Source organism: Ruegeria arenilitoris (assembly GCF_013032445.1).
Classification (GTDB): Bacteria; Pseudomonadota; Alphaproteobacteria; order Rhodobacterales; family Rhodobacteraceae; genus Ruegeria; species Ruegeria arenilitoris_F.
The window spans coordinates 123,586-137,288 of record NZ_WQCA01000011.1 but is presented as its reverse complement, the minus strand read 5'-3'; the positions used below and the strand labels follow the sequence as shown (position 1 = coordinate 137,288).

Genomic DNA, 13,703 nt, shown 5'->3' with positions numbered 1-13,703 from the left:
CTTCAGTTCGAGTTTACGCTGGATTGCAGCGCATTTGCAGCGTCTACCGCGGCCTCACGAGTTTGAGCCGCCTGCTCCCAATCGGCCATCGCTGTTTGGGCCGCTTCGGGCAGGGATTTCAGTTCGCTCAACGCGGCTGCAACATCACCGCCTGCCAGCGCAGCCTCGGCTCGCGACAGGACCGCATCGGGGCTGTCACCTTCTTGTGGTGTAACCGAGCGCGCACCGGTCTGGCGCTGCAGGAATGCGACCAGACCCGTAGCCTTGTCCGCATCTCGCGCATCGGCCAGTGCCGTGCGGGCTGCAGGCGCGAAAGAGCTCCGCAGTGCGGCCAAGGTGGCAACACCATCTTTTGCCGGCGTCGACAATGCCTCGGGCACAGTCACGCCGCCGGCTGTCAGTTCGGCAACCAGATCGTTATAGGGCTGGCCCGCATCCAGTTGGCTATGTACCTGAGACAAGATTGATGCATTGGTGGCCGCTTGCGCCTTGGCAGCGGCCTGTGCCTCAAGCGCTTGCGCGTCTGAAACCATTTTCTCGACCTCGGCCCGCTGCGCAACAAGTGAATCCTGCAGTTTCTTTAGTTCGGCCTCAAACGCGGCCGAGGCTTCGGGCGAAGCACCTTGCGTCAGCGCGCCGCTTTCCAGATCGCTCAGACGACTGGCCAGAGGGTCGATCTTGCCCGCCAGCCCGTCGAGGCTGGACTTCACCGTGTCCAGCTCCGCGCTGATCGGCGTGATCTGATCCGTCAGGGCCGCAATTTTGCTGTCCACATCGGAACTGTCCGAGTTGTCGGCCAGAGATTTTGTCAGCGAATCGATCTGGCTGGACTGATCATTCAGTTTCGCCTCAAGCGCCGCGAGGCCATCGGCCTGGCCGGACCCGAAGAAACCTGCGCTGCCTGCGGCAAACCCGATCCCGGCCGCAAGCACTCCGCCCAACAGGGCCGGCACAAAGCCGCCGCGTTTTTCCGGCTCAGGTTCGGCGGGTTTGTCTGCGACCGCCGCGACAGGATCTTCCACAACCGGCTCGATGGCGGCTTCGGCTTCGGCTTCGGCTTCGGCTTCGGCTTCGGCTTCGGCTTCGGCTTCGGAAAGGGCCTCTTCTACCGGCTGGGTCGCGTCAAGAGACGCATCGTCCTGCGAGGAAACGGTTTCAACCACTTCATCCGACTTGGGGTCTTCCACCGGCTTTTGATCGGTTTTTTTCTTACGAGCCACCGCAATATTCCCCTTATCGAATCCAATTTCACATGAATAACAGACCACTCTAGGTTAATCGGTGGTCTCGCCGCCCTCAACCCGCATCGCGTGTTTCACAAGTTTTTTAACCGCTTTCTGCATTTTCTTCGGGGTTGGCTCTTTGGCGATCTTCAGGCGCGCATAGTCCAAGGAATAAAGGGGTTCCGCCGTCGCGTCACTGATTGCGGCCAGCCACAAGGGTGCCGAACCGACCCAGATATCGGCAAATTGTCGCGCCGTTCTGGGTGAAAAGAGTGGCGCGATGACCGGCACATTTCCCTCAGCGGCCACCGCAACTTCGGATGTCAGCGGTAACAGTCGCTGCTGGTAGACGGGCTGTTCGCGCACGGTCAGGCCCGACTCGGTCAGGCGGGTGGCTATGTTTCCACGGCTGTGTTCGCCCCGAAGATGCAGCAGTGGACTTTCAGGCCGATGCTTCAGCAGAAATGCCACCAGTTCCTCGGCAGTTGCGCCAACCATCTGCGCATCCCAACCAGCGCCTTTCGCAGTACCAGTGGTGGCTGGGCCGACGCAGAACGCGGGCATGTCCCGTGTCAGACCCAGAGACACGGCGGCATTTACACCGTTGGCCGAAGTGAAAATCAGCCCGCGCACGCCGTTGGTATCCACGCTGATCGGCAGGGGTTTGATCTCGAGGATCGGGGAATAGATGACCTCGACCCGTGATCTGGTGCGGGTCGGCAGCTGCGCAACGAACCGTTCAGAGGCTGCGCGTGGGCGGGTCATCAGCAAATACAACAGTCGGCGCCTTCCGCCTTGGGATTGTTTGCATCGGCGCGGGGTGATACCCCGCTTGGCAATCAAGGTGTAACGGATCAGACCAATGGTGCAAACACTTACCGTCCTCGGGCTGGAAAGCAGCTGTGACGACACGGCAGCGGCCGTGGTGCGCCAAACGGATGGCGGGCGGGCCGAAGTGCTGTCGTCCATCGTGCATGGCCAGACCGAATTGCACAGCGCTTTCGGCGGCGTGGTGCCCGAGATTGCCGCCCGTGCTCATGCGGAAAAGCTGGATACCTGCGTCATGCAGGCGCTTGAGGCCGCAGGTCTGATCCTGGCCGATATGGACGCCATTGCGGTGACCGCCGGGCCAGGCCTGATCGGCGGCGTCATGTCCGGCGTCATGTGCGCCAAAGGGCTGAGCGCCGCGACCGGCTTGCCGCTGATCGGCGTGAACCATCTGGCAGGCCACGCGCTGACACCGCGTCTGACTGACGGGATCTCGTTTCCCTATTTGATGCTCTTGGTGTCGGGTGGCCACTGCCAATACCTGATCGCCCACGGACCGGAACAGTTCACCCGTTTGGGCGGCACCATCGACGACGCACCGGGCGAGGCCTTCGACAAAACCGCTCGCCTGCTGGGCCTGCCGCAACCTGGTGGCCCCACGGTCGAGGTCGAGGCGCGGTCGGGCGATCCTAAGCGCTTCCGCTTTCCCCGGCCTTTGCTCGACCGCCCCGGATGTGACCTATCCTTCTCGGGTCTCAAAACCGCGCTGATGCGGATGCGGGATCAGATCGTTGCCGAGAAAGGCGGCCTGACCCGTCAGGACCGCGCCGATCTATGCGCTGGGTTTCAGCAGGCCATCGTGGACACGCTGGCCGAAAAAACCCGCCGTGCAATGGATCTGTATCTGAAGGAGAACCCCTCTAACGCGGTGATCGCCGTGGCGGGCGGTGTTGCTGCAAACTCGGCCATTCGTTCCGCGTTAGAGACTGTTTGCGCCGAAAAAGGCGCCCGTTTCACAGCACCTCCGCTGGCTTTGTGTACTGACAACGCGGCCATGATCGCCTATGCCGGGCTAGAGCGATTTCGCGCCGGCGCCCGCGATGGTCTGGACCTGACGGCCCGACCCCGCTGGCCCTTGGACCAAAACAGCCCCGCCATGCTGGGTAGCGGCAAGAAAGGCGCCAAGGCATGAGTGTTTCGGTACTGGGATCTGGTGCCTTCGGCACGGCACTCGCGATCTCGCTGGCTGGAAACGGGCCGGTGACGTTGTGGTCGCGAAACGCCGAACACGCCCGGCACATGCAGAACAACCGCGAGAATACCGCGCGACTACCAAACGTGGCGCTGCCGGGAGCGATCACGGTGACGGCCGATATTCAGGATGCGGTTAAGGCCGACGTGCTGTTGCTGGCCGTACCCATGCAGAAACTGCGCGCGGCCCTGAAGGAACACGCCACGGTGCTGGCTGGGAAAACGCTGGTCGCCTGCTGCAAAGGGATCGAACTTTCGTCCGGTCTCGGCCCCATTTCCGTGATCCACGAAACCATCCCGGACGCGCGCCCTGCCCTTTTGACCGGACCCAGCTTTGCCGATGACATCGCGCGCGGTCTGCCCACCGCGTTGACCCTGGCCTGTGCTGATGACGATCTGAGCCTGACCCTGCAACATGAGCTGACCACAGCCAACCTGCGCCTTTACCGCACCACCGACGTGATCGGTGCGGAACTGGGCGGAGCTTTGAAAAACGTCATGGCCATTGGCTGCGGAGCAGCCATCGGCGCAGGCCTCGGCGACAGTGCCCGCGCCGCCCTGATGACCCGTGGGTTTGCCGAAATGCAGCGCTTTGCCCTGATGCGTGGCGCGCAACCAGAGACGTTGATGGGGCTGTCAGGGCTGGGGGATCTAGTGCTCACCTGCTCGTCTGAGCTGTCCCGAAACTACCGTTTTGGCCTGAGTTTGGGTCTGAATAGCCCCTTTGACAGCCACACAACAGTCGAAGGGGTCGCTACTGCGCGCGCCATGTCCGAGATTGCCATACGTGAGGGTCTGGACATGCCCATCAGCGCCACAGTGGCAGACCTGAGCCACGGCATCTACAGTGTCACACAAGCCATCGAAACCCTGCTTAACCGACCCCTCAAGGAGGAATAACATGCTGATCGCCCTCATCGCCCGTGACAAGGACGGCGCCCTGCAAACCCGGCTGGACAACCGCGCCGCGCATCTGGCCTATATTGAGGAAACCGGCGTTGTTTCTCAGGCCGGTCCGCTGCTGAACGGTGACGCGATGATCGGCTCGCTTGTGATCCTTGAGGTCGAAGACATGGCCGCCGCTGAAAACTGGGCTGAAAACGATCCCTATGCCAAGGCAGGGCTGTTCCAGTCCGTCGACCTGATCCCGTGGAAGAAGGTCATCGGCTGATGGCATATTGGCTGTTCAAATCCGAGCCGTCGACCTGGAGCTGGGACCAGCAGGTTGCCAAAGGGGAAGCGGGCGAAGAATGGGACGGCGTGCGCAACTATCAGGCGCGCAATTTCATGCGGCAGATGGCCGTTGGCGATCGCGGGTTTTTCTACCACTCGCAAAAGGACAAGGCCATTGTCGGCATCGTCGAGGTTTGCGCCGAGGCACATCCCGACAGCACTACTGATGATGATCGCTGGGAATGCGTGGATATCAAGGCGGTTCGACCGTTCACAACACCCGTGACGCTGGACCAGATCAAAGCGGATGAGCGTCTGGCGGACATGGTGCTGGTGAAGAACTCTCGGCTGTCGGTGCAACCAGTCAGCGAGGCCGAATGGCAAGTGATCTGCGCAATGGGTGAAACGCCGGCGGATTGATAATAAGGGAAGGTCCTGACGGACGCAGAACCTTCCCTACCCCCGCGTGCTCCCTACTCACCACACGCGTATGGAAATCTCTGGTTCTGACCGTCCTAGTCACACTTGGACCATAGCCGGGTTTCGGCACCCAATTCAAATGCTAAGTCCTTAAAATATGACTCAAACACGAAACGCCCGCCGATGGGAGGCGGGCGCTACGTCTAAAAACGGACAGTTTAGCCGTAGACGGCTTCTTTGCCGAAATGCTTGGTCAGCATGTAGTAGACCACGACACGGTACTTGTTGCGCTCGGACATGCCATAAGTCTCCAGAACCTTGTTGATGGCCTCCATCAATTCCGGTCCATCGGCCAGACCCAGTTTCTTGATAAGAAAGTTGTTCTTGACGGTCTCGAGCTCACCGTCCTGCGTGGCTGCCACGGTCGACGCGTCGGCGTCATAAATCGCCGGACCACAACCGATGGTTACCTTGGTCAGCAGGTCCATATCAGCGTCCATCCCGCATTTGTCTTTCAGGTCTTCTGCGTATTTGGCGATCAGATCGTCGCGTTTTCCCATAGTCATCTCCTGGTTCAAAATTGGTTTCTGGCTACACCAGCGCCGCAAACACGGTAACGGGCGCAAAAAATTGCACAAAGGGAAAAATTCACAGCATTCCCCCTAAAACCGTGAAGTCGATCTTCAACTTGGCTTTGACTCGGCGCTATTTAACATTTACGTTAAATAAAGACTACCACTCGGAGTCAGGAGGTCGCAATGCCCGTGTCACTACCAAACGAGAGCCCACAATACAGAGCCGCCCGAAACACCCTGCTGAAGGCGGAGGCCGACCTAAGAGCCAATGTCGAGAAGGTTGCAAACCTGCGGCGCAACCTGCCTAAAGGAGGGGAAATTCTGCAGGACTATATTTTCAGATCAGAACGGGGTGAGCCTGCACCATTGTCTTCTCTGTTCGGCTCTCACGATACCTTGGCCATCTATTCCCTCATGTACGGTCCTGACGCACAGTCGCCCTGCCCGATGTGTTCGGCCTTTCTGGACGGGTTGAATGGACAAGTCCCACATATCTCTCAGAAAATAGCTTTTGCAGTGGTGGCTCAAAACACCACAGAAAAACTGGTCGCTCTCAAATCAAAGATGGAGTGGAATGATCTGCCGCTCTATTCCGCGCTTGGTACGGATTATCAGCGCGACTATCTGGCCGAAGCCCAAGACGGAAGCCAACTGCCGATCCTGAACGTCTTTCAACGCGATCAGGGCGGCATCACTCATTTCTGGAGCTCAGAGTTGTTCTTCGAGCCCAGCGACTGGCATCCGCGGCACGTGGATGCGGCCTGGCCCCTGTGGAACATATTGGATTTCACCCCTCAAGGCCGAGGGGATTTCATACCCTCACTACGTTGACGGCAAAAGAAAACGGCGGCCAATCGGCCGCCGCTTCTTTTCCGACATTTGCGAAAATCAGTAACGATAATGCTCTGGCTTGTACGGGCCTTCGGGCTTTACGCCGATATAAGCCGCCTGCTCGTTGTCCATCTTGGTCAGCTTCACACCGATACGGTCCAGGTGCAGACGGGCCACTTTCTCATCCAGATGCTTGGGCAGGATATAGACATCGTTTTTGTACTGGTCACCTTTGGTGAACAGCTCGATCTGCGCCAGAACCTGGTTGGTGAACGAGGCCGACATCACGAAGGACGGGTGGCCTGTGGCGTTGCCGAGGTTCAGCAGACGGCCTTCGGACAGCAGGATGATACGGTTGCCCGAGGGCATCTCGATCATGTCCACCTGTTCCTTGATGTTGGTCCACTTGTGATTCTTCAGGCTGGCGACCTGAATTTCGTTGTCGAAGTGGCCGATGTTGCCGACGATAGCCATGTCCTTCATCTCGCGCATATGCTCGATGCGGATCACGTCCTTGTTGCCGGTGGTGGTGATGAAGATATCGGCGCTGGCGACTTCGTCTTCCAGCAGGGTGACCTCGAACCCGTCCATCGCGGCCTGCAGGGCACAGATCGGGTCAACTTCGGTCACTTTCACACGGGCACCGGCACCGCGCAGCGACGCGGCCGAGCCTTTGCCCACGTCACCATAACCACAAACCACGGCAACCTTACCGGCCATCATGGTATCAGTAGCGCGGCGGATGCCGTCGACCAGCGATTCCTTACAGCCGTATTTGTTGTCGAATTTCGACTTGGTGACCGAGTCATTCACGTTGATCGCAGGGAACGGCAGGTGGCCGTCTTTCACCAGCTGATACAGGCGGTTCACGCCGGTGGTGGTTTCTTCGGACACACCTTGGATCTGGTCACGCATCTTTGTGAACCAGCCCGGAGACGCAGCCATACGCTTGGAAATCTGGGCCTTGATGACCTCTTCCTCTTCCGAACCCGGAACCGGGATGATGTCTTCACCCGCTTCGGCACGGGCGCCCAGCAGGATGTACAGGGTCGCGTCGCCGCCATCGTCCAGGATCATGTTGGGGCCGTCTTCGAACAGGAAGGATTTATCCAGATAGTCCCAATGCTCTTCCAGCGTCTGGCCCTTGATGGCGAAGACGGGGATGCCAGCTTCGGCAATCGCGGCGGCGGCGTGGTCCTGGGTCGAGAAGATGTTGCACGACGCCCAGCGCACATCCGCGCCCAGCGCCACCAGCGTTTCAATCAGAACGGCGGTCTGGATGGTCATGTGCAGCGACCCGACGATACGGGCGCCCTTCAGAGGCTTGCTCTCACCATATTCTGAACGAAGTGACATCAGCCCCGGCATCTCGGTTTCAGCGATGTCCAGCTCTTTGCGGCCAAAGCCCGCCAATGAAATGTCTTTAACGATATAGTCCCCGGCCATTAGTTACTCCACTCCGGTAAAACACAGTCCAAATTGCCCCTAACATTCCTTGAGGCAGGTGGCAACGCGAATGGCCGGAAACGGGGTATTCCGCTTTTTAAATCAGCTGGGTTGACCCTTTAGCTTGATCTTCGGGATCGCTTCAAAAAAATCGGTGCCAACGGCGACAATACAACTAATGCCGTTCGCCTGGGTCACCAGAACCGTGTAGCTTCCGGTTTCTTTCGAGGTCCAGACCTCCATGATCGTCTGCGCACCGCGCGTTTTCTGCAATCCGCCAAAGACCAGCTCTTCTGAATAGCTGTTCTGCAGTTTGTCGATCACATGCTCGCGCTGCGCACAACTTTGGGCAAATACGGGTGGGGCAGTGGCGGCCATTCCAAAGGCCAGAGTAATTCCAAACAGACGCTTAAACATAGCTAGCTCCCTTCGATACGAGTTACGTTCCGAGAGGGGCACACCAGGAGGAGCATGCACCCCCCTCAGCACAAATGTCGGTATCACCACGCACTGGTTCAAAGCACGACTGGTCAAGAAAAAGTTGGCAGCTGGTGATCTCGACAGGTACATCATAACACAAAAGCGCGAATTTAGCGTGTCCAACTTCACAAGGCATGGCAGAATGGCAACACAAGCACGAGCATGGCAGCGGATGCTGTCGGGGCGCAGGCTGGACCTGCTGGACCCGACCCCTGTGGACATCGAAATCGAAGATATCGCCCATGGACTGGCCTTTGTGGCCCGCTGGAACGGTCAAACGGCAGGCGATTTTGCCTATTCCGTGGCCGAGCATTCCCTGTTGGTCGAAGAGCTTTTTGGCCGGATTGCCCCAAAAGCACCGGTAAAATGGCGGCTCGCAGCTTTGTTACACGACGCGCCGGAATATGTGATCGGAGATATGATCTCGCCGGTCAAATCCGCTGTTGGCCCCGATTACGGCGCGCTGGATTACCGATTGGCGGCAGCAATCCACATCCGCTTTGGCCTGCCTGCTGCGGTACCGAAAACGGTTAAACGACAGATCAAGAAGGCCGACAAGATCAGCGCCTGGATGGAGGCTACCCAGATCGCGGGCTTTTCCGAGGCCGAGGCGACCAAGTTCTTTGGTCGGCCGGACAAGGCGGTGATGGAGGGGTTGGAGATTACCTTACGCACGCCGGTTGAAGTACGACGAGCGTATATGGCGCGACATGAAGCTCTGCTGGATCAGCTTTAGCCGAAGACGTAGAAACAAATTTTATTGCCATCCAGATCGCGGGCATAAGCGCCATAAAACCGATCCGGCACCCGTTGTCCGGGTTCGCCTTCGTCTGTAGCACCAAGATTGATAGCTCTGTCATAAAGTGCCTTGGCTTCGTCCTTGGACTCGGCTGCAAAGGCAACCATGCCACCATTTCCCGCTGTACAAGCTTCGCCATCAAATGGAGTACAAACAGCGAGCATCGGAGCCGAGGGATCGTTGCCGATAAAGGCAATGCGGCCAGCATCTATCACAACTTTTGCACCTTTGTCAGCAAACAGGTTCGTATAAAAATCCTTAGCGCGCTCCATGTCTGAAACGCCTATGGTCACATAGCCGATCATTTAAGAGACTCCTCTATTGTCTTCATTTTTCAAAGCAGACAATCGAAAATGAAAGCTGAAGTATCAAATCACGTAGCAGTGACAGCAATTCACCGAGGACTGCGCTTCGCCAGTATCCGCTGCAAGGTCCGGCGGTGCATATTCAGGCGACGTGCGGTCTCCGAGACGTTCCGGTCACACAGCTCATAGACCCGCTGGATATGCTCCCAACGGACACGATCCGCGCTCATGGGGTTTTCCGGTGGCGGGGGCAGTTCGTCTCCCTTAGCCAACAGCGCGCTGGTTATGTCGGTGGCGTCAGCGGGTTTGGAAAGGTAATCGGTTGCGCCGATCTTGACGGCAGCCACGGCGGTGGCAATCGCGCCATATCCGGTCAGAACCACGACTCGGCTGTCGGGGCGTTTTTCGCGAAGAACTTCGACCACATCCAAACCGTTGCCATCCTCTAGCCGCAGATCGACCACGGCGTAAGCGGGCGGGCGAGCGGTGGAAATGGCGCGACCTGCGGCGACGGACCCTGCGGTTTCAACCTCGAACCCGCGTTTTTCCATGGCTTTGGCCAGTCGCCTCAGAAACGGCTCGTCATCATCCACCAGAAGAAGGGATTTATCGGGGCCGATATCGAGGTCAGTGCTGTCCGCCATATTCTGTTCTTTCCGCTATTTCACGCCGTTGGCTTAAACATGAGTAATAGCAGCGCCATTCCAAAGGTCAAACGGATCAGAGCTTGTCCAGAAAACACCCGACCTTGTCGGCCATCTGTTCCGCCGTGTCATCACGGTTGAAAAATTCAAGAAAGCCCTGCTCGGGCGTCACCAGATAGGTAAAGGTGGAATGGTCGACCAGATAGTACTCATCGCTTTTGTCATGCGCCCGGTAGTAAGTCTTGTAGGCTTGGCTGGCGGCTTTGACCTGCTCGGGTGATCCGGTCAGGCCAATAGTCTTACCGCCAAGATTGAAGGCAAAGTCATCCACCACTTCGGGCGTGTCACGTTCGGGATCAATCGAAATGAACAGCGGTGTCACCGACTGGCCGCGCTCGGCCAGAATGTCCACCGCCTCGGCGTTGCGCGACATGTCAAAGGGGCAAACATCAGGGCAAAAGGTATAACCGAAATAGACCAGCGTCGGTTCGGTTATCACATCGGTGTCGGTGACGGTTTCGCCCTTGCCATTGACCAGCTCGAACGGGCCGCCGATGGCCGCTGTACCACCCGCAATCTGGGCAGACCGGCATTGTGCGAACTGATCGTCAGACCCCGCCCCCCGCGTCAGCAGCCACATGGCGCCCAGACCAACGGCCAGAACAACGGTTGCAAGGATGGCGTAAAGGCGGATCATGGCATCAATCCTGGGATGAGAGGGGTTGTTGATCGTTTCGGCCCGGACACCTATCAAGATGATCAGCCGATGCAACAGGACATAATCGACCGATGGCAAATTCCAACATCACATTATGGCGCAGTCAGGAACGCAGCAGCTGGATCCGGCTGCGCACGCTGATCCTGCTACGCTGGGTGGCCATCATCGGTCAGTTCACCGCCATCACGGTTGCACAACAGTATTTTCAGGTGCAGCTGGAGTTGGCGCTGTGTTATCTGGCCATCGGTATTTCGGTCATGGGCAACATGACCGCCATCCTACTGTTTCCGAAAAACAAGCGCCTGACCGAGTTCGAAAACTTCCTGATGGTGCTGTTCGACCTGTCTCAGCTGGCCATCCTGCTGTACCTGACGGGCGGGCTGAACAACCCCTTTGCCCTGCTGTTGCTGGGTCCGGTGACGATTTCGGCGAATGTGATGAGCACGCGCTCGACCGTGATCGTGGGGGCGGTGGCGATTGTTCTGACAAGCTTGCTCGCCGAGTTTCACCTGCCGTTGCGCACCGAACAAGGCTTGATACTGCAGATTCCGGATTTGCTTTTGTTCGGCAATTGGGCGGCGGTTGTCATCGCCATCGTCTTCATCGGCGCCTATTCCCACCGCGTCAGTTCCGAAGTGCAGTCCATGTCCGAAGCGCTCTCGGCCACGCATATGGCGCTGGCGCGGGAACAGAAACTGACCGATCTGGGCGGCGTGGTTGCCGCCGCTGCGCATGAACTGGGCACGCCGCTGGCAACAATCAAGCTGACCAGTTCCGAACTGATTGAGGAACTGGATGACCGCCCCGACCTGAAAGAGGACGCCGCCCTGATCCGAGAACAGGCCAATCGTTGCCGCGATATTCTGCGTGACATGGGTCGGGCCGGGAAAGACGATCTGCATCTGCGACAGGCACCTCTGTCGACCGTCGTGCATGAGGCCGCCGAGCCGCACCTCAATCGGGGCAAGTTCGTTCACTTTGCTGAAGGTCCGGCGGGGGACGGAGATGTTCAGCAACCGTCGATCCTGCGCAAGCCCGAGATCATCCACGGCCTACGCAACCTGATCCAGAACGCTGTGGACTTCGCCCGCGCCAATGTCTGGGTCGAGGCCGAATGGACCACGGATCAGATCACCGTAAACATCATGGATGACGGGCGCGGATACCCGTCGCAGATGATCGGCCGGATCGGTGACCCCTTTATGCGCCGCCGCCGGGTCGAGAAAGATCAAAGAACCCGCCCGGAATATGAAGGCATGGGGCTGGGCCTGTTCATCGCCAAGACCCTGCTGGAACGCAGCGGTGCCGAGCTGGATTTTGCCAACGGCTCGGACCCCTATCAGACCCTGTGCGACAATCCTGAACGCCGCGGCGCGATTGTGCGGGTGTCGTGGCCGCGCAATCTGGTGGATGCGCAGACTGGCGACACCCCTGTTCCATTCGGAGAAAACCAGCAGATCCGGGTCTGAGTTAAGACCCCATTAACCATTCACACGCATAATTCCTCCGGTATCAGTTCCGGAGGGCACATGGTCGACTGGATCATTCTGGCCGCGATCAGCCTGATATCTGCCAGTCTGGCAGTGCAATGGCTCTTGCCCCGCCGCAGGCAGAGGGGTGACAATTTCGGCTTGTCCACACCCGCATCACTGTATGATGCGGTGTTTTTATTCGATGGCAATCGCCTGATCAGCCATTCCGGTATCGCGCTGGAAGGGTTCGAAGCCGTCCGCGACTGGCCCGACCTGCGTCGTCTGCTGCAGCGGGATTTTCCCAGCTTTCCCGAAACACCCGACCATATCCGGCATCAGGGCATGCTGGTCATTCCCGCCATCGACTGCACTGTCGAACGAGACATCCTGTGCGAATGGATTGATGGCATCGTCCGCGTCCAATTGCGCGACAGCGCCGAACGTCCCACCCCGGTCCAGCGCGACGCGCAGGATCCGATCCGTCTGGCGATGGAGCAGGCCCCCTATCCCGTCTGGTTGCTGGATCATCAAGGCAATGTCCGTTGGTGCAATGCCGCCTATATCGCCTTGGTCAGAAAGGTTCGCGGCCCGGATACCGATCTGACGGCTCCGCTGTTTCCCGGGGCGGACGCGGATGCGCGGTTAGGTGCAAAAACCCGCATCTCTATCTCGTCCGAAGGCAGTGAGAACAAGCTATGGTTCGATCTGACACAGGTTGATCATCCCGAAGGCCACCTGTGTTATGCGGTTGATATCAATGCTATTGTTGCCGCCGAAACCGCCCAGCGCAAATTCGTCCAGACCATGACGAAAACTTTTGCCCAACTGTCCATCGGCCTGGCGATCTTCGACCGCAACCGACAGTTGGCCCTGTTCAACCCGGCTCTGATCGACCTGACCACCCTGCCCCCGGATTTCCTCAGCTGCCGCCCCAGTCTGTCCAGCTTTTTCGATCGGTTGCGCGATCAGCACATGATGCCGGAACCCAAGAACTATCGCGGATGGCGCGCCCAAATGAACGACCTGCTCGAAGCAGCCGAGGATGGAAATTATCAGGAAACGTGGTCATTGCCGTCAGGGTCGGTTTACTCGGTCAGCGGACGCCCACATCCAGACGGAGCTGTGGCGTTTCTGTTTGAAGATATCACCGCGGAAATTACCCTGACCCGTCGGTTCCGCTCGGAGATGGATCTGATGCAATCGGTTCTGGACAAGCTGGCCGATGCAATAGCGGTCTTCGGCGATGATGGAACATTGGCAATCACCAACCGCGCCTATCAGAAACTGTGGGGGGAATCATATGAGGCCGGATTCGAACAAGAGTCAGTATTGGTTGTGACGCGCAGCTGGCAGGAACAATGCACAGCCACGCCTATTCTGGGCGAGATCCGCGACTTCGTGCAAACTCGGGACGCCCGTGCGGAATGGTCCAGTGGCCTTCGGCTGCGAAATGGGACCAATTTGATCTGCACAGTCAGCCCTATGCAGAACGGCGCGACGATTGTCAGGTTCATGGTGGACGAGCTTGGGGCTACACAACCGATCCGCCAAATCTGCGCCTGAACCGGGTTGCAGCCGACAGGGCCTGAGGTCATTGT

16 protein-coding genes are annotated in these 13,703 nt (G+C 58.4%); 8 read left to right on the top strand and 8 right to left on the bottom strand.

Going from position 1 to position 13,703, the window contains the following annotated elements:
- Nucleotides 1-2: 2 nt before the first annotated feature.
- Nucleotides 3-1,220, bottom strand: coding sequence for a COG4223 family protein (locus GOW98_RS17575; RefSeq protein ID WP_170334387.1), 1,218 nt, complete (start codon nt 1,218-1,220; stop codon nt 3-5).
- A 54-nt stretch (nt 1,221-1,274) separates the two neighbouring features.
- Nucleotides 1,275-1,988 carry a uroporphyrinogen-III synthase gene (locus GOW98_RS17570; RefSeq protein WP_170334385.1) on the bottom strand — a complete coding sequence of 238 codons (714 nt, stop codon included), beginning with the start codon at nt 1,986-1,988 and terminating at the stop codon, nt 1,275-1,277.
- 97 nt (nt 1,989-2,085) lie between these two features.
- Here GOW98_RS17570 and tsaD point away from each other — a divergent pair, with 97 nt between their 5' ends.
- From tsaD to GOW98_RS17550, 4 genes are read left to right on the top strand one after another with little or no spacing between them, the layout of a single operon-like run.
- Nucleotides 2,086-3,183 carry a tRNA (adenosine(37)-N6)-threonylcarbamoyltransferase complex transferase subunit TsaD gene (gene tsaD / locus GOW98_RS17565; RefSeq protein ID WP_170334383.1) on the top strand — a complete coding sequence of 366 codons (1,098 nt, stop codon included), beginning with the start codon at nt 2,086-2,088 and terminating at the stop codon, nt 3,181-3,183.
- Nucleotides 3,180-4,142 (top strand): NAD(P)H-dependent glycerol-3-phosphate dehydrogenase, encoded by a 963-nt coding sequence (locus GOW98_RS17560; RefSeq protein ID WP_170334381.1) that lies wholly within the window; start codon nt 3,180-3,182, stop codon nt 4,140-4,142. Before tsaD ends, GOW98_RS17560 begins: the two co-directional genes overlap by 4 nt.
- A gap of 1 nt (nt 4,143) precedes the next feature.
- Nucleotides 4,144-4,413: a YciI family protein gene (locus GOW98_RS17555; RefSeq protein ID WP_170334379.1), complete on the top strand. Its 270-nt coding sequence runs from the start codon at nt 4,144-4,146 to the stop codon at nt 4,411-4,413.
- Nucleotides 4,413-4,835 carry an EVE domain-containing protein gene (locus GOW98_RS17550; protein ID WP_170334377.1) on the top strand — a complete coding sequence of 141 codons (423 nt, stop codon included), beginning with the start codon at nt 4,413-4,415 and terminating at the stop codon, nt 4,833-4,835. The genes GOW98_RS17555 and GOW98_RS17550 overlap by 1 nt, the downstream gene beginning before the upstream one ends.
- 218 nt (nt 4,836-5,053) lie before the next feature.
- Here the strand turns inward: GOW98_RS17550 and GOW98_RS17545 are convergent, their stop codons facing one another.
- Nucleotides 5,054-5,395 carry a DUF2853 family protein gene (locus tag GOW98_RS17545; RefSeq protein WP_170334375.1) on the bottom strand — a complete coding sequence of 114 codons (342 nt, stop codon included), beginning with the start codon at nt 5,393-5,395 and terminating at the stop codon, nt 5,054-5,056.
- 198 nt (nt 5,396-5,593) lie between these two features.
- Between GOW98_RS17545 and GOW98_RS17540 the strand changes: the two genes are divergently transcribed.
- Complete coding sequence (locus GOW98_RS17540; RefSeq protein ID WP_170334373.1) at nt 5,594-6,241, top strand: DUF899 family protein; 648 nt, start codon at nt 5,594-5,596, stop codon at nt 6,239-6,241.
- A 57-nt stretch (nt 6,242-6,298) separates the two neighbouring features.
- Here GOW98_RS17540 and ahcY read toward each other — a convergent pair whose 3' ends face one another.
- On the bottom strand, nt 6,299-7,687 hold the full coding sequence (gene ahcY / locus GOW98_RS17535; protein ID WP_170334371.1) for an adenosylhomocysteinase: 1,389 nt from the start codon (nt 7,685-7,687) through the stop codon (nt 6,299-6,301).
- 102 nt (nt 7,688-7,789) lie between these two features.
- Nucleotides 7,790-8,104 (bottom strand): hypothetical protein, encoded by a 315-nt coding sequence (locus GOW98_RS17530; protein WP_170334369.1) that lies wholly within the window; start codon nt 8,102-8,104, stop codon nt 7,790-7,792.
- A 205-nt stretch (nt 8,105-8,309) separates the two neighbouring features.
- On the opposite strand from GOW98_RS17530, the gene GOW98_RS17525 reads away from it, so the two are divergent.
- On the top strand, nt 8,310-8,903 hold the full coding sequence (locus GOW98_RS17525) for an HD domain-containing protein (RefSeq protein WP_170334367.1): 594 nt from the start codon (nt 8,310-8,312) through the stop codon (nt 8,901-8,903).
- Here GOW98_RS17525 and GOW98_RS17520 read toward each other — a convergent pair.
- The 3 genes from GOW98_RS17520 to GOW98_RS17510 form a co-directional block, all read right to left on the bottom strand.
- A complete protein-coding gene (locus GOW98_RS17520) occupies nt 8,900-9,271 on the bottom strand; it encodes a VOC family protein (protein ID WP_170334365.1) in 372 nt (123 codons plus the stop codon). The genes GOW98_RS17525 and GOW98_RS17520 overlap by 4 nt on opposite strands.
- An 89-nt stretch (nt 9,272-9,360) precedes the next feature.
- Nucleotides 9,361-9,915 (bottom strand): ActR/PrrA/RegA family redox response regulator transcription factor, encoded by a 555-nt coding sequence (locus tag GOW98_RS17515; RefSeq protein ID WP_170334363.1) that lies wholly within the window; start codon nt 9,913-9,915, stop codon nt 9,361-9,363.
- A 76-nt stretch (nt 9,916-9,991) separates the two neighbouring features.
- Entirely contained in the window at nt 9,992-10,612 is a 621-nt protein-coding gene (locus tag GOW98_RS17510) for an SCO family protein (RefSeq protein ID WP_170334361.1), read from the bottom strand.
- A 92-nt stretch (nt 10,613-10,704) separates the two neighbouring features.
- On the opposite strand from GOW98_RS17510, the gene regB reads away from it, so the two are divergent.
- Together regB and GOW98_RS17500 are read left to right on the top strand one after the other, a co-directional pair.
- On the top strand, nt 10,705-12,102 hold the full coding sequence (gene regB / locus GOW98_RS17505) for a sensor histidine kinase RegB (RefSeq protein ID WP_170334359.1): 1,398 nt from the start codon (nt 10,705-10,707) through the stop codon (nt 12,100-12,102).
- Between the two features lie 60 nt (nt 12,103-12,162).
- On the top strand, nt 12,163-13,668 hold the full coding sequence (locus tag GOW98_RS17500) for a PAS-domain containing protein (protein ID WP_170334357.1): 1,506 nt from the start codon (nt 12,163-12,165) through the stop codon (nt 13,666-13,668).
- The last annotated feature ends 35 nt before the right edge of the window (nt 13,669-13,703 follow it).

Excerpts from the sequence above, each read along its gene's own strand:
- GOW98_RS17545 (WP_170334375.1), bottom strand. The coding sequence starts at position 5,395 with ATGGGAAAACGCGACGATCTGATCGCCAAATACGCAGAAGACCTGAAA.
- GOW98_RS17530 (WP_170334369.1), bottom strand. The coding sequence starts at position 8,104 with ATGTTTAAGCGTCTGTTTGGAATTACTCTGGCCTTTGGAATGGCCGCC.
- GOW98_RS17510 (WP_170334361.1), bottom strand. The coding sequence starts at position 10,612 with ATGATCCGCCTTTACGCCATCCTTGCAACCGTTGTTCTGGCCGTTGGT.
- GOW98_RS17520 (WP_170334365.1), bottom strand. The coding sequence starts at position 9,271 with ATGATCGGCTATGTGACCATAGGCGTTTCAGACATGGAGCGCGCTAAG.
- GOW98_RS17560 (WP_170334381.1), top strand. The coding sequence starts at position 3,180 with ATGAGTGTTTCGGTACTGGGATCTGGTGCCTTCGGCACGGCACTCGCG.
- ahcY (WP_170334371.1), bottom strand. The coding sequence starts at position 7,687 with ATGGCCGGGGACTATATCGTTAAAGACATTTCATTGGCGGGCTTTGGC.
- GOW98_RS17550 (WP_170334377.1), top strand. The coding sequence starts at position 4,413 with ATGGCATATTGGCTGTTCAAATCCGAGCCGTCGACCTGGAGCTGGGAC.
- GOW98_RS17540 (WP_170334373.1), top strand. The coding sequence starts at position 5,594 with ATGCCCGTGTCACTACCAAACGAGAGCCCACAATACAGAGCCGCCCGA.
- GOW98_RS17570 (WP_170334385.1), bottom strand. The coding sequence starts at position 1,988 with ATGACCCGCCCACGCGCAGCCTCTGAACGGTTCGTTGCGCAGCTGCCG.
- tsaD (WP_170334383.1), top strand. The coding sequence starts at position 2,086 with ATGGTGCAAACACTTACCGTCCTCGGGCTGGAAAGCAGCTGTGACGAC.
- GOW98_RS17500 (WP_170334357.1), top strand. The coding sequence starts at position 12,163 with ATGGTCGACTGGATCATTCTGGCCGCGATCAGCCTGATATCTGCCAGT.
- regB (WP_170334359.1), top strand. The coding sequence starts at position 10,705 with ATGGCAAATTCCAACATCACATTATGGCGCAGTCAGGAACGCAGCAGC.
- GOW98_RS17525 (WP_170334367.1), top strand. The coding sequence starts at position 8,310 with ATGGCAACACAAGCACGAGCATGGCAGCGGATGCTGTCGGGGCGCAGG.
- GOW98_RS17515 (WP_170334363.1), bottom strand. The coding sequence starts at position 9,915 with ATGGCGGACAGCACTGACCTCGATATCGGCCCCGATAAATCCCTTCTT.
- GOW98_RS17555 (WP_170334379.1), top strand. The coding sequence starts at position 4,144 with ATGCTGATCGCCCTCATCGCCCGTGACAAGGACGGCGCCCTGCAAACC.